Origin of the sequence: Pantoea sp. SORGH_AS_0659 (assembly GCF_031453915.1) — a bacterium.
Lineage (GTDB): Bacteria > Pseudomonadota > Gammaproteobacteria > Enterobacterales > Enterobacteriaceae > Pantoea > Pantoea leporis.
The window spans coordinates 1,489,217-1,510,477 of the sequence record NZ_JAVJAK010000001.1; the positions used below are offsets into that span (position 1 = coordinate 1,489,217).

General features: G+C 56.9%; 13 protein-coding genes and 1 pseudogene. 5 read left to right on the forward strand and 9 right to left on the reverse strand.

Annotated features, from left to right (window positions below):
* Nucleotides 1-11: 11 nt before the first annotated feature.
* The 5 genes and pseudogenes from vapC to Q3H59_RS07015 all read right to left on the reverse strand — a co-directional run bounded on the left by vapC (nucleotide 12) and on the right by Q3H59_RS07015 (nucleotide 8,126).
* Complete coding sequence (gene vapC, locus Q3H59_RS06995; protein WP_217548660.1) at nucleotides 12-410, reverse strand: tRNA(fMet)-specific endonuclease VapC; 399 nt, start codon at nucleotides 408-410, stop codon at nucleotides 12-14.
* A complete protein-coding gene (vapB, locus tag Q3H59_RS07000) occupies nucleotides 410-643 on the reverse strand; it encodes a type II toxin-antitoxin system VapB family antitoxin (protein ID WP_217548658.1) in 234 nt (77 codons plus the stop codon). Before vapB ends, vapC begins: the two co-directional genes overlap by 1 nt.
* A gap of 71 nt (nucleotides 644-714) precedes the next feature.
* On the reverse strand, nucleotides 715-3,786 hold the full coding sequence (gene mdtC, locus Q3H59_RS07005) for a multidrug efflux RND transporter permease subunit MdtC (RefSeq protein ID WP_309833982.1): 3,072 nt from the start codon (nucleotides 3,784-3,786) through the stop codon (nucleotides 715-717).
* Nucleotides 3,783-6,906 (reverse strand): annotated as a pseudogene (locus Q3H59_RS07010) (MdtB/MuxB family multidrug efflux RND transporter permease subunit). Before Q3H59_RS07010 ends, mdtC begins: the two are co-directional and overlap by 4 nt.
* Nucleotides 6,906-8,126, reverse strand: a complete 1,221-nt coding sequence (locus Q3H59_RS07015) for an MdtA/MuxA family multidrug efflux RND transporter periplasmic adaptor subunit (protein ID WP_222212064.1) — start codon at nucleotides 8,124-8,126, stop codon at nucleotides 6,906-6,908. The pseudogene Q3H59_RS07010 and the gene Q3H59_RS07015 overlap by 1 nt, the downstream one beginning before the upstream one ends.
* 240 nt (nucleotides 8,127-8,366) lie before the next feature.
* Here Q3H59_RS07015 and Q3H59_RS07020 point away from each other — a divergent pair, with 240 nt between their 5' ends.
* On the forward strand, nucleotides 8,367-9,329 hold the full coding sequence (locus tag Q3H59_RS07020; RefSeq protein WP_309833985.1) for an aldo/keto reductase: 963 nt from the start codon (nucleotides 8,367-8,369) through the stop codon (nucleotides 9,327-9,329).
* A gap of 218 nt (nucleotides 9,330-9,547) precedes the next feature.
* On the forward strand, nucleotides 9,548-10,882 hold the full coding sequence (locus Q3H59_RS07025; RefSeq protein ID WP_309833987.1) for a carbohydrate porin: 1,335 nt from the start codon (nucleotides 9,548-9,550) through the stop codon (nucleotides 10,880-10,882).
* Nucleotides 10,883-10,938: 56 nt separating this feature from the next.
* On the opposite strand, the gene yegD is transcribed toward Q3H59_RS07025, so the two are convergent.
* The 3 genes from yegD to Q3H59_RS07040 form a co-directional block, all read right to left on the reverse strand.
* Complete coding sequence (yegD, locus tag Q3H59_RS07030) at nucleotides 10,939-12,291, reverse strand: molecular chaperone (RefSeq protein WP_309833989.1); 1,353 nt, start codon at nucleotides 12,289-12,291, stop codon at nucleotides 10,939-10,941.
* A 77-nt stretch (nucleotides 12,292-12,368) separates the two neighbouring features.
* Entirely contained in the window at nucleotides 12,369-14,933 is a 2,565-nt protein-coding gene (locus tag Q3H59_RS07035) for a diguanylate cyclase (RefSeq protein WP_280171867.1), read from the reverse strand.
* Nucleotides 14,934-15,094: 161 nt separating this feature from the next.
* Nucleotides 15,095-15,706: a phosphatase PAP2 family protein gene (locus Q3H59_RS07040; protein WP_101763357.1), complete on the reverse strand. Its 612-nt coding sequence runs from the start codon at nucleotides 15,704-15,706 to the stop codon at nucleotides 15,095-15,097.
* A gap of 230 nt (nucleotides 15,707-15,936) precedes the next feature.
* Between Q3H59_RS07040 and udk the strand changes: the two genes are divergently transcribed.
* The 3 genes from udk (at nucleotide 15,937) to asmA (ending at nucleotide 19,105) form a co-directional block, all read left to right on the forward strand.
* Nucleotides 15,937-16,575 carry a uridine kinase gene (gene udk, locus Q3H59_RS07045; protein WP_008104883.1) on the forward strand — a complete coding sequence of 213 codons (639 nt, stop codon included), beginning with the start codon at nucleotides 15,937-15,939 and terminating at the stop codon, nucleotides 16,573-16,575.
* Between the two features lie 72 nt (nucleotides 16,576-16,647).
* Nucleotides 16,648-17,229: a dCTP deaminase gene (gene dcd, locus Q3H59_RS07050; protein ID WP_007888946.1), complete on the forward strand. Its 582-nt coding sequence runs from the start codon at nucleotides 16,648-16,650 to the stop codon at nucleotides 17,227-17,229.
* A gap of 76 nt (nucleotides 17,230-17,305) precedes the next feature.
* The gene (asmA, locus tag Q3H59_RS07055) at nucleotides 17,306-19,105 is read left to right on the forward strand and encodes an outer membrane assembly protein AsmA (protein ID WP_309833997.1); all 1,800 of its coding nucleotides are present in this window, start codon (nucleotides 17,306-17,308) and stop codon (nucleotides 19,103-19,105) included.
* Nucleotides 19,106-19,141: 36 nt separating this feature from the next.
* Here the strand turns inward: asmA and Q3H59_RS07060 are convergent, their stop codons facing one another.
* A complete protein-coding gene (locus Q3H59_RS07060) occupies nucleotides 19,142-20,698 on the reverse strand; it encodes a TerC family protein (protein WP_110866646.1) in 1,557 nt (518 codons plus the stop codon).
* Nucleotides 20,699-21,261: the final 563 nt, after the last annotated feature.

Genomic DNA, 21,261 nt, shown 5'->3' on the forward strand with positions numbered 1-21,261 from the left:
TACCCGTTATGTCAGATCCAGTTTTCGCAGATCAGCCCATTCACGCGTGAAAACTCACGCAAATTGTTCGATACCAACGTCAGGGCGGCACTGCGGGCATGAGCGGCGATGTGAAGATCGTTCAGACCGATAGGCGTGCCATTTTTCTCCAGTTCTGCGCGGATAGCGCCATAATGGAAAGCGGCTTTGGCATCGTAATTCAGCACATCAAGGCGTGAGACAAAATCTTCAACGGTACGTAAGTTCCGCTCTGGAAAGGCGCTCTTTTCTGAGCCATGAAACAGCTCCGCCAGGGTGATCGTCGAGATAACCATCCGGCCGACATTGGCGTTGAAACGTTCGAGCACTTCAATCGGCCGCCGCTTGATGACGTAGATAACAATATGGGTATCCAGCATGTAGCGATGCATTAAAACGCTTCCCGCTCAGATTGTTCCTGCGAAGCATGCTCATCCATAAAATCATCGCTCACCGTCGGACCGTCGAGGAAAAAACTGTCCCAGGCGTTCTCTATGGGCGTGAGGATGCGCTCCTTGCCGATTGCTCTCACAGTGACGTTTTTCACATCATCAGGAAAACGAACGTCTGCTGGAATGCGAACGTTTTGCGTCCTGTTGCTGGTAAACACGGTACCTTGTGACATATAAACCTCCTCAGTATTGAACTGGTCAAAGTTTACGCTCTTGGTGCTACATAGCAAGCGTGTGTAGCAAGTCATTCAGCTATCAGTTGAACCTTTTTCTTACGCCGCCGCAGCTTATCCATCATCAAATAGACTACCGGCGTGGTGTAGAGCGTCAGCAGCTGGCTCATCACCAACCCCCCGGCGATGGTGATGCCGAGCGGCTGACGCAGCTCCGCGCCGTCACCGCTGGTTAGCACCAGCGGCAGTGCGCCAAACAGCGCGGCGAGCGTGGTCATCAGTATCGGGCGGAAACGCAGCTGGCACGCCTGGAAAATCGCGTCGCGCGGCGACAGATTGCCGTTACGCTCGGCATCCAGCGCAAAGTCGACCATCATGATGGCGTTCTTCTTCACGATACCGATCAGCAGCAAAATGCCGATCAGCGCAATCAGGCTGAACGGCGTGTTGAATAGCTCCAGCGCCAGCAGCGCGCCGACGCCCGCCGACGGCAGCGTGGAGAGAATGGTCAGCGGATGCACGTAGCTCTCATACAGAATGCCCAGCACGATATACACCGCCGCAATCGCCGCCAGCATCAGGTAGAGCTGATTGGATTGCGACTGCTGGAACACCTGCGCGGTGCCGGCAAAGCTGCCGCGCACGCTGGAAGGCACGCCAAGCGCGGTGATGGTGCGGTCAATAGCTTCAGACGCCTGCGACAGCGATACGCCTTCCGGCAGGTTGAAGGAAACGGTGGACGCCGCCGACAAGCCTTCGTGGTTCACCGATAGCGGCGCGTTGGCCGGTTGCCACTTGGCAAACCAGCTCAGCGGAATCGCTTTGCCGTCGCTGTTAATCACAAACATCTGATCGAGTGAACTGATGTCCTGGGTGTAGCGCGGATCAACTTCCATCACCACTTTGTACTGGTTGAGCGGTTGATAAATGGTGGAGATCTGGCGCTGACCAAAGGCGTTATTCAGCAGGGCATTAGCGGCAGAGACATCAATGCCGAGCCGCGCCATGCTTTCACGGTCATAAGTCAGGTTCATTTCACTGCCGTTGTCCTGCTGATCCGAGTTGACGTCCGCCAGCTCGGGCAGGGCGGCGAACGCCTGACGGATTTTCGGCTCCCATTCGCGCAAATCATTCAGGTTATCCGACAGCAAACTGTACTGATAGCTGGCGTTGGACTCACGTCCGCCAATGCGAATGTCCTGCACCGCGTTGAGATAGAGATTGGCGCCGGGCTCTTTCGCCAGCTTGATACGCAGCCGGGCGATCACTTCCTGCGCGCTTTCGCTGCGCTCGGAGAGCGGCTTGAGCGAGACGAACATCGAGCCGCTGTTGGTGCGTGAACCGCCGGTAAAGCCGGTGACGTTATCCACCGCCGGATCGGCTTTGATGATGTTCATGAAATCCTGCAGCTTGCCGCGCATCGCCTGGAACGAAATGCTCTGATCCGCCGAGATAAAACCTTGTAAGCGGCCGGTATCCTGTTCCGGCATAAAGGTTTTCGGGATCGAGATGAACAGCCAAACGGTGAGCGCCACGGTGCCGAGCAGCAACATCAGCACCCAAATGGCGTGATTCAGCACCCAGCCCAATGAGCGCGCGTAGCCGTTTTGCACCTTCATCAGCAGCTTGCCGAAACCGCGGATGCGTGGCTGGTTACGTTTGACCTGCGGTTTCAGCAGATAAGCGCACATCATCGGCGTCAGCGTGACCGAGATAAACAGCGAGATCAGAATCGCCACCGACAGCGTAATAGCGAACTCCGAGAAGAAGCGGCCAATAATACCGCCAATCATCAGCAGCGGCAGGAACACGGCAATCAGCGACAGGCTCATCGACAGCACGGTAAAACCGACCTCGCGCACGCCGGTCAGCGCCGCCTGCAGCGGTTTCATGCCCGCTTCGACGTGGCGCGCAATGTTCTCCAGCACCACAATGGCGTCATCGACAACAAAACCGGTGGCGATGGTCAACGCCATCAGCGACAGGTTATTCAGGCTGAAGCCACACAGATACATGGCGGCGAAGGTGCCAATCAATGAAACTGGCACCGCAGCGGCGGGGATCAGCGTGGCGCGCCAGTCACGCAGGAAGGCAAACACCACCAGAATCACCAGCGCGACGGCGATGATCAGCGACTGCTCCACTTCATGCAGCGAGGCGCGAATCGTTGGCGAACGGTCCTGCGCAATTTGCAGATCGATGGCGGCGGGGATCACGTCGTGCAGTTCCGGCAATTCGCCACGAATGCGATCGACGGTATCGATGATGTTGGCTTCCGGCGATTTACGCACCACCAGCAGCACCGCCGCTTTACCGTTGGTCATCCCGGCGTTGCGCACATCCTGCACCGAATCCTGCACGTTAGCGACATCGCTGAGGCGCACCGCCGCACCGTTGTTGTAGTGCACCACCAGCGGCTGATATTCGCTGGCGGTTTGCAATTCTCCGTTGGTACGTAACTGCCAGCGCTGCTGTACATCGTCAATCGCGCCCTGCGGACGGCGCTGGTTGGCGTTGCTGATGGCGGTGCGCACCGCATCCAGTGATACGCCCTGGTTGAACAGCGCCTGCGGATTGAGTTCAACGCGCACCGCCAGCAGCGAACTGCCGCCGACCGTCACATCGCCCACGCCCTCAATCTGCGACAGTTTCTGCGCCAGTTGCGTTGAGGCGTAATCATACAGCTGACCGGGATTATAAATGTCCGAGGTCAGCGTCAGGATCATGATCGGCGCATCGGAAGGGTTGGCTTTGCGATAGCTGGGACGACTCGGCATGCCGGTTGGCAGCAGACTTTGTGCGGCGTTGATCGCCGCCTGCACATCGCGCGCCGCACCGTTGATGTCGCGATCAAAATCGAACACCAGAATGATGCGCGTGCTGCCCAGCGAGCTGGTGGAGGTCATTTCGCTGACGCCCGCGATGCGTCCCAGCGAGCGTTCCAGCGGCGTTGCCACCGATGCCGCCATGGTTTCCGGCGACGCACCGGGCAGCGAAGCCGAAATCAAAATCACCGGGAAATCCAGCTGTGGCAGCGGCGCCACCGGCTGCAGACGGAAGCCGAGAATACCGGCCAGCGCAATCGCCAGCGTCAGCAAAGTGGTGGCGACCGGACGATGGATAAACAGCGCGAAAAACTTCACGACTGCGCCTCCGGGCGCTTAAAGCGACGGCGCGTGGCGTGCGACAGGCGATCAAACAGCAGATAGATCACCGGCGTGGTGAACAGCGTCAGCACCTGGCTCACCACCAAACCGCCCACCATGGCGATGCCCAGCGGATGACGCAACTCCGCGCCAACGCCGGTGCTCAGCATCAGCGGCAGTGCACCGAGCAGCGCCGCCAATGTGGTCATCAGAATCGGGCGGAAACGCAGCAAGCACGCCTGATAAATCGCCTCGCGCGGCGGCATGCCTTGCTCACGTTCCGCTGCCAGCGCGAAGTCGATCATCATGATGGCGTTTTTCTTCACGATACCGATCAGCAAAATAATGCCGATAATGGCGATGATATCCAGCTCATTACCGCTCAGCATCAGCGCCAGCAGCGCGCCGACACCGGCGGTGGGCAGCGTCGAGAGAATAGTGATGGGATGGATAAAGCTCTCATACAGCACGCCGAGCACGATATACATCGCCACCACCGCCGCCACGATCAGCCACACGGTGCTGGACAGCGCCGCTTCAAAGGCCAGCGTGCTGCCCTGGAACTGCGTCATCATTTCGGCGGGCATGCCTACCTGATCTTCCGCTGCGCTCACCGCTTTCACCGCATCGCCCAACGAATACCCTTCCGCGACATCAAATGAGAAGGTCGCCGACGGGAACTGGTCGAGATGGTTGATGCTGAGCGCGGCGTGGCGCTGCTCAATCTGCGCGATGGCGTTAAGCGGCACGCTGCCGCCGTCGCTGCTGGTCAGGCGAATGCCGTCGAGGCTCGCCAGTCCTGGCGTGGCGTCGCTGTTCTGCTCCAGCACCACGCGATACTGATTAGCCTGGGTGTAGATGGTGGAGATCAGGCGCTGGCCAAAGGCGTTATACAGCGCGTTATCCACGTCGGCCATGCTGATGCCGAGGCGGCTGGCGCTGTCACGATCGACTCTTACAAAGGCTTCCAGACCTTGATCCTGCCAGTCGCTGCTGACGTCGCTCAGTTGTGGCAGCGTGTTAAGTTGCTCCAGCAATTTCGGCACCCACAAACTCAGCGACTCCAGCGAACCAGATTGCAGCGTGAACTGGTACGGCGTGCGACTCGCCTGGGTATCAATGGTCAAATCCTGCACCGGCTGCAGCCATAGGGAAATGCCGGGCACTTTGGCTAACGCCTGTTGCAGACGCTGCTGCACGGCCGGAATGCGATCGTCACGCTCATCCAGCGGCTTCAGGTTGATTTGCAGGCGCGCGCTGTTGAGCGCGGCGTTGGTGCCATCGACGCCGACAAACGAGGTCATGCTCTGCACCGCCGGATCTTTCATGATGATCGAGGCGACATCGCGCGTGCGCTCTGCCATGTTGGCGTAAGAGACCGACTGCGGCGCCTGCAAGGTGCCCTGAATAATGCTGTTATCCTGCTGCGGGAAGAAGCCTTTGGGGATCACGATCCACAGCAACACGGTGATCAGCAAGGTGCCGAGCGCTACCGATAAGGTGATCCACGGATGCAGCAGCACGCGCGTTTAAGCCGCGTCCGTAACGGGCAATAATGCGGTCAAACATCGCTTCGCTGGCCCGCGAGAAGCGGTTCTGCTTGCGCAGCGATTCAGCGCTTAACATGCGGGCGCACATCATCGGCGTCAGCGTCAGCGACACCACGGCGGAGATCAAAATCGCCACCGCCAGCGTCACGGCGAATTCGCGGAACAGGCGGCCAATCACATCGCCCATAAACAGCAGCGGAATGAGCACCGCAATCAGCGAGAAGGTGAGGGAGATAATGGTAAAGCCAATCTCGCCCGCGCCTTTCAGCGCCGCCGTCAGCGGCTTTTCGCCTTTTTCGATATAGCGCGAGATGTTCTCGATCACCACGATGGCGTCATCAACCACAAAACCGGTGGCAATGGTCAGCGCCATCAGCGTCAGGTTGTTGATCGAGAAGCCCAGGAAATACATCGCGGCAAAGGTGCCGACCAGCGACAACGGCACGGCGACGGCGGGAATGAGGGTCGCCGGAACGTTACGCAGGAACAGGTAGATGATCATCACCACCAAACCCATCGCCAGCATCAGTTCGTGCTGGGTATCGCTGACCGACGCGCGGATGTTGGTGGTGCGGTCGGTAAGCAGTTTCACCTCCACCGATTTCGGCAGCGTGGCGGTTAATCCGGGCAGCATGGCGCGAATATTATCGGCGGTGGCGATGATGTTAGCGCCGGGCTGGCGCTGCACGTTCAGCACAATCGCCTGCTGACGGTTCGCCCAGGCGCCCAGCCAGCTGTTTTCGGCACCTTGTTCGATTGTCGCCACATCGCCCAGTCGCACCGGCGCGCCGTTGTTATAGCTGATGATCAGCTTGCGATAGTCTTCCGCCGAGGTCATCTGATCGTTAGCCGACAGCGTAATTGAGCGCGTTGGGCCGTCGAGGCTGCCTTTCGCCGAATTGACGTTAGCGTTAGTAATGGCGGTGCGCACCGATTCGCTGGTCAGGCCGAGCGCGGCCAGCGCCTGGGTGTTCATCTTCACGCGCACCGCAGGACGTTGCCCGCCCGACAGCGTGACTAAACCCACGCCCGAAACCTGAGAAATCTTCTGCGCCACGCGCGTTTCCACCATATCCTGCACCTGCGTGAGCGGCATGCTGGTGGTGGTGACGGCGAGCGTCATGATCGGCGGGTCGGCCGGATTTACTTTGCTGTAGACCGGTGGATTTGGCAGATCGCTCGGCAGCAGATTGGTGGCGGAGTTGATCGCTGCCTGCACTTCCTGCTCGGCAACATCCAGTGGCAGCGTCAGCTGAAACTGCAATGTCACTACCGACGCGCCGCCCGAACTCTGCGACGCCATCTGCTTCAGGCCGGACATCTGGCCAAACTGGCGTTCCAGCGGCGCGGTAATGGAAGAGGTCACCACATCGGGAGAAGCGCCGGGATAGAGCGTAACCACCTGAATGGTCGGATAATCGACTTCAGGTAACGCGGAGACCGGCAGAAAACGGTAGCCGAGCACGCCGGCTAACAGAATGGCGATCATCAGTAGCGTGGTGGCGACCGGGCGCAGAATAAACAGGCGCGAAGGTCCACCGCTGCTGTCAGGAGGCATCACCTGCATTATTGACGCTCTCCGCGTGCGGGCTGCGCAGCGCGCGTGCTGTGGGTCGCGGCGCTTTGCGGTGCCACCACTTCAACGGTGGCACCTTCCGTCAGGCGATCGAGCCCGTCGGTCACCACGCGTTCGCCTGCTTCGAGGCCCGCGCTGATCACCACTTTCTGGCTATCCTGTAACCCAGCGGTGACGCGTTTTTTGCTCACTTTGTTATCACTGTTGACCACCCAGACAAAGTGACCGTCGTTGCTCATCTGCAACGCGGCGGTGGGGATCACCACCGCATCCTGCAAGGTGTCCACTTTCAGACGCGCATTGACAAACTGATTCGGGAACAGCGTGTCATCTTCGTTGCTGAAGCGTGCTTTGAGTTTGATGGTGCCGGTGGTGGCATCAATCTGGTTATCGAGGCTCAACAGCGTGCCGCTGGTCAGCAGCGTTTTGTTGCTGCGATCCCAGGCTTCGACGATCAGCGGCTGTCCGCTTTTCTGCGCTTTGAGGATTTGGCTGATGTTGTTCTCGGCGACGCTGAACACCACGTCAATGGGGTGCGTTTCGGTGATCACCACCAATCCGGTGGTATCGCCGGAGGTGATGTAGTTGCCGACATCCACCTGCTTCAAGCCGACCCGTCCACCAATCGGCGCAGTAATGCGGCTGTAGGTGAGATTGAGCTGGGCGCTGGCGACGTTGCCTTCATCAGCTTTAAGGGTGCCGAGCGTTTCGCTTACCAGCGAACGTTGCGTATCGAGTTCCTGCTGCGACACCAGCGAGGTTTTCGCCAGTTTTTCATAGCGACTGAGATCGCGGCGCGCGTTGGCGAGCGTAGCCTGGTCTTTTGCCAGTTGGCCCTGCGCCTGAGTTAATGCCACCTGATAAGGGCGCGGATCGATTTCCGCCAGCAGCGCGCCAGCGGTCACTTGCTCTCCTTCCTGGAAGTGCAGCGCCATCAATTGGCCGTCAACGCGGCTGCGCACCGTAACGGTGTTGGCGGCGGTCACGGTGCCAAGGCCACTGAGGAAATACGGCACGCTTTGGGTGGTGGCAGCGGCGGCTTGCACTGGCGCTAAGGGGCGTTTGCCACCTGCGCCGCGACCACGCTGCTGCTGACCTTCGGCCTGCGGCTGTTTATTCGGTTCCGCTGGATGCTGCCACCAATAATAGCCGCCCGCCAGTACGGCAATCACGGCTACGGCCAGTAAGCTTGTTTTAATTCGACGGTTCATCAAGGCGTGTGCTCTCCAGCATTTTTCGTTTTCCCCAATGCGAAATATAAAAATAGCCATTTCGCAAACGAATGATTGTAGTCGCCCGGACCGGGCAAAAATTGAAGGAAATAAGAATATCGCCCCATTGAAGGTAAGTATTCATATTCTGTAAATATTCTGCCAGCAATAGGCATAAGCGCGGCAATTTCCTTTGCTAAGCTCAATACAGACCTGTCTCGTTTGAATAAGGAGAACAAAATGAGTCAACAGAAACTCCGCCAGCTCGGCGACAGCGGTATTGAAGTTCCCCGTCTCACCTTTGGCGGCAATGTGTTTGGCTGGACGGTGGATGAGAAAACCTCATTTTCCCTGCTTGATGCGCTGGTGGAGAAGGGCTTGTTCTTCATCGATACCGCCGACGTTTATTCGCGCTGGGCGCCGGGTAACGAAGGTGGCGAATCGGAAACCATCATCGGTAAATGGCTGAAGAAAAGCGGCAAGCGCGACAGCATCGTGCTGGCCACCAAAGTCGGCATGGAGCTGTCGCCGGAGAAAACCGGCCTCAAGCCGGCTTACATTCGTCAGGCGGTAGAAGATTCGCTGCGCCGCCTGCAAACCGACGTCATCGATCTTTATCAGGCGCACCGCGATGATGACGCGACGCCGCTGCTGGAGACGCTGAAAGCCTTTGATTCGCTGATCAAGGAGGGCAAAGTGCGTGCCATTGGCGCGTCTAACTACGACGCTAAACGTCTGCAGGAAGCGCTGGACGTGAGCAAGCAACATGGCCTGGCGCGCTATGAAACCCTGCAGCCGGAATACAATCTCTACGATCGCCAGGAGTATGAAAGCGGTCTGGAGCAGGTTGCGGTGAAAAATGGCCTCGGCGTGATTAACTACTATTCGCTGGCCAGCGGCTTCCTCAGCGGTAAGTACAAAAAGCCAGAGGATGCCAGCAAAAGTCAGCGCGGGCAGGGCATCGTCGACAAGTACTTGAATGAACGCGGTAAGCGCATTGTTGAAGCGCTGGAAGATGTCGCCGCCTCGCACGATGTGTCGGCAACGCAGGTGGCGCTGGCGTGGCAGATTGCCCGTCCGAGCATTACCGCCCCGATTGTCAGCGCCACGTCGCTGGAGCAGTTGGATGAGTTGGTGAAAGCCACCCAGCTCGAGCTCAGCAAGCAAGAGATCGAAGAGCTGGCGAGCGCCAGCAAACTGTAAGGTTTTCAGGGACGCTGCGGCGTCCCGCTATTTTCCCGTTCTGCCTCACAAAAAATGCCATTTCCCGCAAAAGATTTTCAATCATCGACAGACGTCACAATTGCGCTAACGCACTATCATCCTGCGGTAAACTGCGCACATATTTGCAAAAACTGACAAATCCTCAGCACTATCCTCTGTTCGATCCATTCCAGTAACTTCATATAAGAATAACCATCATGAACAGAAAAGAAGCAGTGCAGCATTTACCCCGCCTGGCAGCGGGAACTCTGATGTTTGCGATGCTGAGTGCATCTGCGCTGGCCGCTGATGCTTTCAGTTACGACTCTCCCTATATGTTTGGTGATTGGGGCGGTTACCGAACGCAGCTGGAAAATGACGGCATAAAATTCGACGTTAACTACACCATGGAAAGCGGCTCCAATCTGGCGGGCGGCGCCGATACCAACACCTCAATGCGCTACAGCGATCAGTGGGCGTTTGGCGCTAACTTCGACCTGGAAAAACTGCTCAACTGGCAGGATGCGCAATTCCAGATGACGATTACCGATCGTAATGGTCAGAACATTTCCGACCAGGTCGCCGATCGTCGCACCGGCATGTTGTCCTCCACTCAGGAAGTGTACGGACGCGGCCAAACCTGGCGTTTAACCCAGTTCTGGTTAAGCAAAGGTCTGTTCGATAACACCGTGAACCTGAAAGCCGGTCGCGTTACCGTCGGTGAAGATTTCGATAACTTTGACAGTAAGTTCCAGAACCTGGCGTTCGGTAGCGGCCAGGCCGGTAACTGGCGTGGCGATCGCTGGTTCAACTGGCCGGTGTCCCAATGGGGCGGCCGCGTGAAGGTGAATATCACACCTGAAGTGTTCTTCCAGGTGGGCTTCTATAACCAGAACCGCGCCAACTACGATCGCGGCGACGGATTCCGTCTTGATACCAGCAACTCCGAAGGCAATCTGGTGCCGGTAGAGTTGGGCTGGAAACCGACGTTAGGCGCCGACAAGCTGCCGGGTAATTACCGTATCGGCTATTACTACTCTTCGGCTAACGGCGATAACTACGGCAGCTGGCGCGATGGGGCTTATCAGAGCCAGAATCACGCTTACGGCGGCTACGTGCTGCTGCAACAGCAACTGACCGCGCAGGGCGGCGATGCCAGCCGTGGTTTGGGCGTCACCGTTCAAGCGGTGATGAACGACCACAAAACCTCGAAAACGGATAATTATCAGTCGGTGAGCTTCACCTGGAAAGGGCCGTTTGATGCGCGTCCGCAGGATGAGATTGGTGTGGGTGCGGCACGTATTCACGTTAACAGCGCTTACACGCGTTCGCAGCGTGAGCAGAACAACGCGAACGGCGAGACCGACTTCAATAGCCCAACCTACCTGCCGATTCAGGATGGCTCAGAGTACAACTATGAGATCTACTACAACGCGCAGCTGACCAAATGGCTGCAGCTGCGTCCGAACCTGCAATATGTGGTGGCGCCGGGGGCGGTAAGTGAAGTGAAAGATGCGTTTGTGGGTGGGATCAGTGCGAACGTGAATTTCTAATCTGGCAGAATGTGTGACTTTGCCCTCTCCCTTTGGGAGAGGGCAGGGTGAGGGAATTATCTGAACATCACTTCAGCCCAGCGGGCGAGGCCGGCGGTCACCGAGGCGAAGTCATCGCCGCTGGCGATAGGCGTATCGGGCAGCGCCTGCTGTAACGCCGCACGCAACACCGGAGAACGTGCGCTACCGCCGGTGAGATAAATCACTTCCGGCTTGGTTTCGCAGGTGGCGAGCGCCAGATGCACTTGCTCCAGAATGCGCTCCAGCGGTTGATTAATCGCTTCTTCCAGCTGCGCAGCGCTAATTTGCGCCTGCAATTGCGCGGCGATAAACGCCAGCGAGGTATCGGTCTCTTTCACCTCCGACAGCGCAATCTTGCTCTCTTCCGCTGCACGCACCAGACGATAGCTCAGCTTCTGCTGCCACACTTTCAGCAGGTGCGCCACTTTGTCGCTGTGTTCAGCATCGCGAATCAAATCGCGCAGCAGTTTGCCGCTGGCCGCGGAATAGAAGTCGCTTTGTGCCGGAACGTCGTTGATCGCCACCGCATTCCACCACGGCAGCGCGGGCAGCGCGGTGCCTTTCTGCGTATTGCCACCGAGCCCCAGCAGCGGCATCAGGGTTTTAAACGCCAGCATAATGTCGAGATCGTTTCCGCCCACGCGGCATCCGCTGTGGCCAAGTAAACTTTCACGGCGATCGGTTTTATGACGCCATTCCGGCCCCATCAGCAGCATCGAGCAGTCGGTGGTGCCGCCGCCGATATCGACGACTAATACGCGCGTCTCTTTCTGCAGCGTGGCTTCGAAATCGAGGCCCGCCGCCACCGGCTCAAACTGGAACTCCACATCACGAAAACCGGCGCGCTGTGCCGCACGCAGCAGAATGCCTTGCGCCTGCTGGTTAGCCTCTTCGCCGCCTAAACCCTGGAAGTTAATCGGGCGGCCAATCACCGCTTGCTCAATCGGGCGATCGAGCTGGGTTTCGCCTTGCTGACGAATGTGCAGCATCATCGCGCACACCAAATCTTCAAAGAAGGCGATCTGCTGTGGCTTCAGGCCGTTAGCGCCGAGGAAGGATTTCGGTGACTTCACGAACCACACTTCTTCGGGATCGACCATATATTGCTGCAGCGCGGTCAAACCGAACTGCACGCTGCCTGGCGTGACGTCGATATCTTCTTCGCGGTTATAGCGCAGCGCACGCTGCAATAAGGCGGTGCCTTCGCTGTCGGGCGTTGGCACCTGATGATGGCGATGCAGCCATTCGCTGATCGCTTCACGCGTTGGCGCGCAAATCATGGAGGGAAGCAAGCGCTGACCATTCTCCAGTGTCAGCAGGCGCGGCGTGCCATTATCGCTGACCGCAATTGAGCAGTTTGCTGTGCCGTAATCGAATCCGATAAACATATTTATCCCCCATGCCGGAAAAAAGGGGGCGACTTTAGCGCAGCCAGCACGGGCTGGCAATGGGCAGACGTGGCAGATTACATCTGCACTTCCTGATAAACGTGATACTGACCACGGCCCGCGTGTTTTGCGCTGTAACAGGCGACATCGGCCTGTGACATCACCACATTGCTGATGCAGTTACGTTGATCAATTTGCGTGATGCCGGCACTCGCGCCGACGTGATAAGTCTGCTCCTGCCACATAAAGCGATATTCGCTCACGGCGGTGACGATACGCTGCACCACGTCGCGCACCTGATCCACTTCGCAATTCGGCATTAGCACGCCAAATTCGTCGCCGCCCAAACGCGCCAGCATATCGCTGCTGCGCAGATGATGCGGCATCAGCTCTGCCAGTTCGCGCAGCAGCGCATCACCGGCGGCATGCCCGGCGGTATCGTTCACCGCCTTGAATTTATCCAGATCGATAAATACCAAGACGTGATGGGTGTGGTTGGCCGCCGCATCGTTCACCAACTGCTTCAAACGCTGCTCGAAGCTGTGGCGATTTGGCAGGCGCGTCAGCATATCGTGTGAAGCGCTGTAGCTCAGGCGCTTCATCACCTTGCGCGATTCACTGACGTCCTGAATAACCATCACCGCGCCGATGCTGGCGCCGGTCAGGGTTTTCAGCGGCGTGATGCTGTAGTGGATCTCCACGCGCGTGCCGTCTGGTGTATGCAGCACCAGCTCTTCATCGAGTTCGGGAGAGATTTTTTCGTCCGGCAGCTGGCACAACAGCAAATTATCGACGCGCGGGCCGCTCGCGCCGCGCGTGATGTTAAGCAGTTCGGTAATGGGTACGCCTGCGGCTTTTTCCTGTGGCCAGCCGCTCAGCGTTTCGGCCACCGGATTCATAAAGGTGACGCGCATTTCATCATCGGTACTGATCACCGCTTCACCGATGGAATCGAGGGTGATCGCCATGCGCTCTTTTTCCTGGAACAGCGCTTCATTCAGCGCGCGCAGCGGCGTGATGTCCTGACAGATGCCGAGCATACGTTCAATCTGACCATCCTGACTCAGAATGCGGTTGGCCTCAGAGCGCACGTAGCGCGGGCCTTCCGGTAAATTAATCCGGTATTCCAGCTGGAAAGCGCTGCGGCGTTCGATGGCCTGCTGCACCGCAAGCGTGGCGGTTTCCCGCTCGGCCGGATCAAGCAGATGCACCCACAGATCGTAGGTGGGCGTCTGGTGCGGACTTAAGCCAAATAGCTCATACATGCGCTTGTCCCACAACATCTCGCCGGTCAGCAGATTCCACTCCCAGACGCCAATGCCGCCAGCTTCATTGGCCAGCGTGATGCGCTCCATCAAGCGTCGATTAATCTGCTCACTCTGCTTCAATTCGGAGATATCGATAATCTGCGCGATGAAGTAGTGCGGCTGTTGCGCGGCGTCGCGCACCATCGATACCGTCAGGCGCGCCCAGACGATTTCGCCATCCTTGCGGAAATAGCGCTTCTCCATGGTGTAGGTCATGATTTCACCCGCCACCAATCGCTCCAGCTGCTGTAAATCGTTGTTGAGATCGTCGGGATGGGTGATTTGCTGGAAGGTGAGCTTTTTCAGCTCATCGGCCGGGAAACCCAGCGTCTGGCACAGCGAATGATTGACCTGCTGCCAACCGCCATTCGGCGAAACCAGCGCCATGCCAATCGCGGAGTATTCCATAGCGTTACGGAAGCGGGTTTCACTCTCGCTGATATGATGCTTCTCGCGCTGGAAGGCATCCATCACCAGCGCCATCACGTGGCTCGGCAGCAGCACCAACAGAAATGGCAGCCATGTGCTGACCTGGCCGAGCAGCATGCCGTTTTGCGCCAGGTTGACCCAGTTAAAGGCCAGCAGAATCGAGATGAAACTGGCGTTGAGGAAGAACAGCAGAAACGCTTCGAACTTGGGTAGCCGCACCGAGCACCAAAAAAGAATCACCACAATAAAAGTGAAGGGCCACGGCAGAAAACGCAGCGACAAATAGCTGGCGAGCAGCGTGACAAGCAGCGTCAGGCCGGTTTCCAACTGACGGCCTGGCGTCAAAATCTGGCGCAGCGGTTTATTTGGCCACAGCAATAACACCGGGCCAAACGCCAGCACGCCGATCACCTCAGAAATCACCCACGTCGAGAAGAAGGGCAGTGACGCATTGCTGCCCACATGCAGCATCCACAATGCCACGACGCCACCTAACAGCGGCGCAATCAGGCCGGCGCACAGGGCAAAGCGCACCCAGTCGAGTAACGAATTGAGCGGGGCGCGGCGATCGAGCAGCGCGCGCAGCATCACGCCGCCCAGAATCGCCTGTACCATATTTAAGATGGCGAACTTAATGTTACTGAGTGCGGGACCAATAATGATCAGATTGGCCAACGCGGTACCCAGTACGCAGGCAAGCAGCAGTAAGGGAACGTGTTTGGAGTGGGCACGAAACACGATCACCGTCATCAGCGCGGTGGAGTACCAAAGCGGCGAAATACGGCCACTGACAACAATCAGTTCCAGGCAAAATAGCGTCAGTAGAAAAGTGAGCCCGCCAATGAGCAAGGCATTGAGCCAGGTTCGCTGTGGCCTTTCCTGTGAAGTTAGTATCTCGAGGGTCATGCAAGAATCCAGCAGCGCGCACCTGATTCACGATGGAAAATGCGCCAATCAATCACTATTTTGCATGCTAGCACATCTGTTTGAGATGTCTGCGGGGAATTCGACTTTAGTCGTTATTCACTGAATTGATTGGCCCTTTGCGCGCAAAGGGCCAAACGGGATTAGCGAAAAAGATCGGCGCGGGTAAACGGCTTTTCTAAGCCGGCAAGATTGGCAGAGAAGCGTTCGAGGAACTGTTGCGTGGTGGCGACGCGGCCGTGGCTCAGCAGCAACAGCGGCACCAGCAGCGCGACGCCAATCTGCGGCAGGCTAAAGCCCTTTAGTGAAGTGCGGCGCTGCGTCAGCAGGAATGCGGTGCTAAGCGTAAAGCCAAGCATCAGGCCCGCCAGCACTTCGCTTTTGGAGTGCGCGTGGATGACCAGGCGCGACAGGCCAACCATCAACGGGATCAGATAGCCGATGCCAATGGTAAACAGGCGCCAGCGCGGCGACCAGCGGCCGGAGATCAGCCACATCATCACCGGCCAGAGCGTGGCCGACATCGCGCTGTGGCCGCTGAAGCCGGTAAAGTTGAATCGGGCGCTACCAATGCCAAAGCCGAGAAACAGGATTTTCGAGACGCTCACCACCAGGCCAGCCAGACCAAACGCCAGCACCCAATACCAGACGGTTTGGCGGTTGTCGCTTTTCCATGGCAAGACCAGCGCGATGATCACCGCGGTCGGGATCAGCAACATGCTGTCGCCAAAATAGGTCAGGGTTTTCCAGCTCATACTTTTCCTTGCGGCTATATTCGGAGTGCCAACGCCAGCTGCAGTGTTGGCAGATGAACAGTGTATCGATTAAGCGTCTGGCTGCAAAAGGGGATATTCTGAAAAGCCGTTGGCCCATTTCTCTGGCATCAACCCGGTGAAATACCTATAATTGCCGCCAACTAACCCTCTCATTCGGCCCGTTGCAGCTTCGGCTTAGGCAGGCTCCAGTTATCAGGTCTTAAAAAAGTATGACTGACAAGTCTCATCAGTGCGTGATCGTTGGCATCGCAGGTGCATCCGCATCCGGAAAAAGTCTTATCGCCAGCACGCTCTATCGTGAAATCCGTGACCAGGTCGGTGACGAGCATATCGGTGTGATCCCCGAAGATGCCTACTATAAAGATCAGAGCCACCTCACTATGGAAGAGAGGGTGAAAACCAACTATGACCATCCGAGTGCGATGGATCATGATCTGTTGTTGCAGCATCTGCGCGCGCTTAAAGCTGGTCAGGAAATTGAGTTGCCGGTTTACAGCTATGTTGAGCACACCCGCACCAGCGACTGTATTCATCTCAAATCGAAGAAAGTCATCATTCTCGAAGGCATCTTGCTGTTAACCGATGCCCGCCTGCGTCAGGAGATGAATTTCTCTATCTTCGTCGATACGCCGCTGGATATCTGTTTGATGCGCCGCATGAAGCGCGATGTGAATGAGCGCGGTCGCTCCATGGATTCGGTGATGAGCCAGTATCAGAAGACCGTGCGTCCGATGTTCCTGCAATTTATCGAACCTTCCAAGCAGTACGCTGACATCATTGTGCCGCGCGGCGGAAAAAACCGTATCGCCATTGATATCCTCAAGGCCAAGATTAATCAGTATCTTTGACGACATGGCGTCCGCCCCGGCGTGACGCGCTGTCGTAGCCATTCGCTACACTTAATTCATGGAGTACCTGCGATGAGATTATGCGATCGCGATATTGAAGCCTGGCTGGACAACGGAAAGTTGGCGATTGAGCCGCGCCCGCCAGTGGAACGCATCAACGGCGCCACGGTGGATGTGCGCCTCGGCAATCAGTTCCGCACTTTTAGCGGTCATACGGCGGCGTTTATTGATTTGAGTGGTCCAAAGCATGAAGTCAGTGCCGCGCTGGACCGTGTGATGAGCGACGAGATTGTGCTGCCGGAAGGCGAAGCCTTTTTCCTGCATCCTGGCGAGCTGGCGCTGGCGGTGACGCTGGAATCGGTCACCATTCCTGACGATCTGGTCGGCTGGCTGGATGGCCGCTCTTCGCTGGCACGCCTGGGTTTAATGGTGCACGTCACGGCGCACCGTATCGATCCGGGCTGGCAAGGCCGCATCGTGCTGGAGTTCTATAATTCAGGCAAACTGCCGCTGGCGCTGCGTCCAGGTATGTTAATTGGTGCATTGAGCTTTGAGCCGCTGTCGGGCCCGGCTGCGCGACCGTATAACCGTCGCGAAGATGCCAAATATCGTGGTCAGCAGGGCGCGGATGCCAGCCGCATCGACAAAGACTGACTATCAGTAAGTGACCGGGGTGAGCGAGCGCAGCCAACGCTGCTGCAACGTGAAGTATGAAGGCAATGAGGATGTGATGAGAAGAGTGATAACAACGCTGGCCATCCTGTTAGTGGTGGTGGTAGCGGGCATGACGGCATTGGTGTTGCTGGTCAATCCCAACGACTTTCGCACCTACATGGTAAAGCAGGTAGAACAGCGCAGTGGTTATCAGCTTCAGGTAGGCGGCGATCTGCGCTGGCACGTCTGGCCGCAGCTTAGCATTCTCGCCGGACGCATGAGTCTGACCGCGCCTGGCGCGACGCAGCCGATGGTCACCGCCGATAACATGCGCCTGGATGTCCATCTCTGGCCGCTGTTGTCGCATCAGCTGAGCGTCAGCCAGGTGATGCTGAAAAACGCCATCATCCGCGTCACGCCAGACAGCGCCGCACAAAAGCCGAGCGGCGCGCCAGTAGGCCCGGGTGATGCCGAGCCAGTGAGCAGCAGCGATAACGGCTGGTCATTCACCATTGGCAAACTGCGTCTCGCCGACAGCCTGCTGATTTGGCAGCAGCCCGACGGCGACGAGTATAATTTCCGCGACCTCAATCTCAACCTCGATCAGGATGTCAGCAAACAGGCTAGCATCAACCTGGCTACCCGAATTTCGCGTAATCAGCGCAATGTTAGCGTCAATCTCAAAGGGCAAATGAATGTGGCGCAATACCCACATCGTCTGGTCGGACAGCTGGATGAGTTGAATTACGCCATCGACGGCGCCAATCTGCCGACGCAGGGCATCAAAGGCACCTTGAGCGGTCAGGGCGAATGGAACGGTGACAATCAGCGTTTCTCCCTACAGAAGATGCAGCTCACCGCCAATGACAGCGCACTGGATGGCAGCGCCGAGGGGCGTCTGGCGCTGCCGCAGCAGCTTAATCTGGCGCTACACGCCACCCGTTTAGACATCGACGCGTTGATGGCGAATGCACCGGTGACGGATAGCAGCGCGCCGCAGCGAGCCAATGTGGTGAGCACGCCAGTGATTGCTGAACCGCGAATGCGTGATAACAGCAACTCGCCGCTGAATCAGCTGGATTTGACGCTCAATCTCACCGCCGATAGCAGCGTGTGGCGCGGCCTGACGCTGACCAACCTGCAGATCGATGCCAGCAATCAGCAAGGTTTGATGACGCTAAGTAAGCTGCAAGGCAAATTTGGCGAAGGCCATTTCTCCGTTCCTGGTTCGGTGGATATCCGCAAACCGGTGACGCAAGTGGCATTCCAGCCTGAGCTGGATAACATTGCCATTGCGCCGCTGCTGAAAGCATTAGAACTGCCAGAAACGCTGCAAGGCACGGTTTCACTGCAAGGCGATGTGAGCGGCGCTGGATTGAGCATTGAAGAGGCAAAACGTAACTGGCAGGGCAGTGCGGATCTGGAAGCCACTAATTTGCAGCTTTCGCAGCTGAATCTGCAGCAGATGGTGCGCCGTGCGGTGGCGCGCGTCAGTAATCGTGTCACCAACGATCAACCCGACGACCAGGGCATTCAGCAGTTGAGTGGGCGCGTGAGTCTCAAGCAAGGCATCTTCAGCCTGCCGGATCTGCAGGGCGGCAATAGTCGTCTGGCGGTGCAAACCAAAGGCAATGTCGATATGGTTAAACAGCAGCTCGACGTCACCATTAATATGATGCTGCGCGGCTGGCAGGGCGACGATAAATTAGCTGCGCTGCTGAATCAGCAAACTATTCCGCTGCGCATGTACGGCAGCTGGAATAATCTGCAGTACTCGTTGCCGGTGGATGACGTGGTGCGTCAGCAATTGCAAAGCGAAGCGAAGTCGCGGCTCAATCAGTGGCTGGATCGCCAACAACCGGCGAAGCAGCCGTAACTGAAACCAGGTCGCCATTTATGGCGACCTGGTTAATTACGGTGCTATCGGCACTATTTCCACTTTCTGCACGCGGTGATTTTCTACCTGCAACGTTCGCAGCAGATAATCACCGATCTGTAACTCTTCGCCTTCCTGCGGCACATGTTGCAGGCTGTCCATCAGTAATCCTGCCAGCGTGTGGTAATTGCGCTTTTCATCAAGTGGCAGCTGCACGTAGACGGCTAAATCCTCTAACGGCATATGACCATTCGCCACCCAACCGCCGTCGGGCAGCACTTGAATATCATAGCGCGCATCGATTTTTTCCCCTTCATTCGGCAGATTGCCGGCGATGGTTTCCATCAGGTCGCTCAGCGTGACCACGCCTTCCACCGAACCAAACTCATCCACCACAAAGGCGAAGTGGGTGCGCGCGTTGCGGAACTGTTCCAGCGCCTGTAATAAGGTGACGCGCTCAGGAAAGATTAATGGCTGGCGAATCAGCGAGCGTAAATCCAGTGATTTGCTGTGCAACGATTGATGCAGGAGATCAATCACATGCACCACACCGAGCGGGTCGCGGCCCTGTTCGGTCACCAGAATACGCGTGTGTTGATTGCGATCGAGCTTCGCCATGATCTCCGCCGGATCTTCGGTGAGGTCGATATGCTCGACGTCGTGGCGCGACGTCATGATGCTATTAATCTGGCGCTGACCCAGCCCCAGCACGCGCGCAATCATGCGCCGTTCCTGACGGTTAAATAGCGCGCCCTCTTCGCTGTCGCTGACCAGTGACGCGGTATCGGCGTCCAGTTCCGCACGCTGCGCCTCGCCGCGCAGAATGCGCAAAACGGCTTCTGACGTGCGCTGACGCAGTGGACGGCCGGCAGTGAGAAAGCGGCGGCGATTGAACATCGCCAACTGATTGAGTATCTCAATGACGATAGAGAAACCAATCGCCGCGTAAAGATACCCTTTCGGAATAATGAAGCCTAACCCCTCGGCCACCAGGCTGAAGCCGATCATGAGCAGGAAGCTCAGACAGAGAATCACGATGGTCGGATGGCCGTTAACGAAACGCGTCAGCGGCTTACTCGCCAGCAGCATCAGCAGAATCGCTATCGTTACTGCCGCCATCATCACCGGCAGATCGTTGACCATGCCAACGGCGGTAATCACCGAGTCCAGCGAGAAGATGGCGTCCAGCACCACTATTTGCGCCACCACCGGCCAGAATTTAGCACCGTTTTTATTTTGACCGGTTTCCTCGTCAGCGCCTTCCAGGCGACTGTTTAACTCGGTGGTGGCTTTATAAAGAAGAAAGAAGCCGCCGCACAGCAGCAGCAGATCGCGGGCGCTGAAGTCGTGGTGCAACAGAGTAAACAGCGGTTGTGTCAGGGTTACCAGCCAGGAAAGTGAGGCGAGCAGCGCTAAACGCGACACCAGCGCGAGAAGCAGGCCGATAATGCGCGCACGGTCGCGTTCCTTCGGCGGCAGCTTTTCGACGAGGATGGCAATGAAAACCAGGTTATCAATGCCCAACACCAGCTCCAGAACGATTAGCGTTACTAATCCTGCCCACAGCGACGGATCAATGATCCACTCCAACATGTGTTAATCACCTTAATGTCTGTGTTATGCGCTTAATCTGATGATAGTGAAACGGCGTTAAGACTGTAAATAGCCGCTGACTCGGTCAATTGGCGGGTCAGCCACGAGAGAAGAATATCGCTGATTGCCGATTTGCACCGATAAGATGAAAGTATGGATAAAGATTGCACCTGAATGAAAGAGACAATTATTTTTTTTCAGCAGATAACCACGTGCATTTTTAATGCAGTCTATTGCGTGGTTGAGTATCGAATTAATCTGAATTTTGCAGGGGAATGGCCTGAAAGGGCTGGCATCAATACTTATCGCTGGTAGTCTTTTTCCTAAAATAGTGCAGGGAACACGGGGCCTACTTGTAAACAAGCCAGTAATAACTAGTATAGCAACGTGTTAGTAAATGTCTGCGCCAAAGTTGTTTATAGCGTGCTCCTTAGCCTCTTAATGTTGCGAACTGTGATCGCACGCGGACCACGGCCAGTAATTAGCGCAAAAATGCCGCATAAAACAAGTTGTAATTAGGATGAAAGCGGTATTGGCAGCGACAGCCAAGGGCGGTAGCGTGC

Bases quoted from the DNA above. Each gene is read 5' to 3' on its own strand.
- Q3H59_RS07040 (WP_101763357.1), bottom strand. From the start codon at position 15,706: ATGAGCTGGAAAACCCTGACCTATTTTGGCGACAGCATGTTGCTGATC.
- udk (WP_008104883.1), top strand. From the start codon at position 15,937: ATGACTGACAAGTCTCATCAGTGCGTGATCGTTGGCATCGCAGGTGCA.
- Q3H59_RS07020 (WP_309833985.1), top strand. From the start codon at position 8,367: ATGAGTCAACAGAAACTCCGCCAGCTCGGCGACAGCGGTATTGAAGTT.
- Q3H59_RS07015 (WP_222212064.1), bottom strand. From the start codon at position 8,126: ATGAACCGTCGAATTAAAACAAGCTTACTGGCCGTAGCCGTGATTGCC.
- vapB (WP_217548658.1), bottom strand. From the start codon at position 643: ATGTCACAAGGTACCGTGTTTACCAGCAACAGGACGCAAAACGTTCGC.
- Q3H59_RS07035 (WP_280171867.1), bottom strand. From the start codon at position 14,933: ATGACCCTCGAGATACTAACTTCACAGGAAAGGCCACAGCGAACCTGG.
- vapC (WP_217548660.1), bottom strand. From the start codon at position 410: ATGCATCGCTACATGCTGGATACCCATATTGTTATCTACGTCATCAAG.
- yegD (WP_309833989.1), bottom strand. From the start codon at position 12,291: ATGTTTATCGGATTCGATTACGGCACAGCAAACTGCTCAATTGCGGTC.
- Q3H59_RS07025 (WP_309833987.1), top strand. From the start codon at position 9,548: ATGAACAGAAAAGAAGCAGTGCAGCATTTACCCCGCCTGGCAGCGGGA.
- Q3H59_RS07060 (WP_110866646.1), bottom strand. From the start codon at position 20,698: ATGTTGGAGTGGATCATTGATCCGTCGCTGTGGGCAGGATTAGTAACG.
- asmA (WP_309833997.1), top strand. From the start codon at position 17,306: ATGAGAAGAGTGATAACAACGCTGGCCATCCTGTTAGTGGTGGTGGTA.
- dcd (WP_007888946.1), top strand. From the start codon at position 16,648: ATGAGATTATGCGATCGCGATATTGAAGCCTGGCTGGACAACGGAAAG.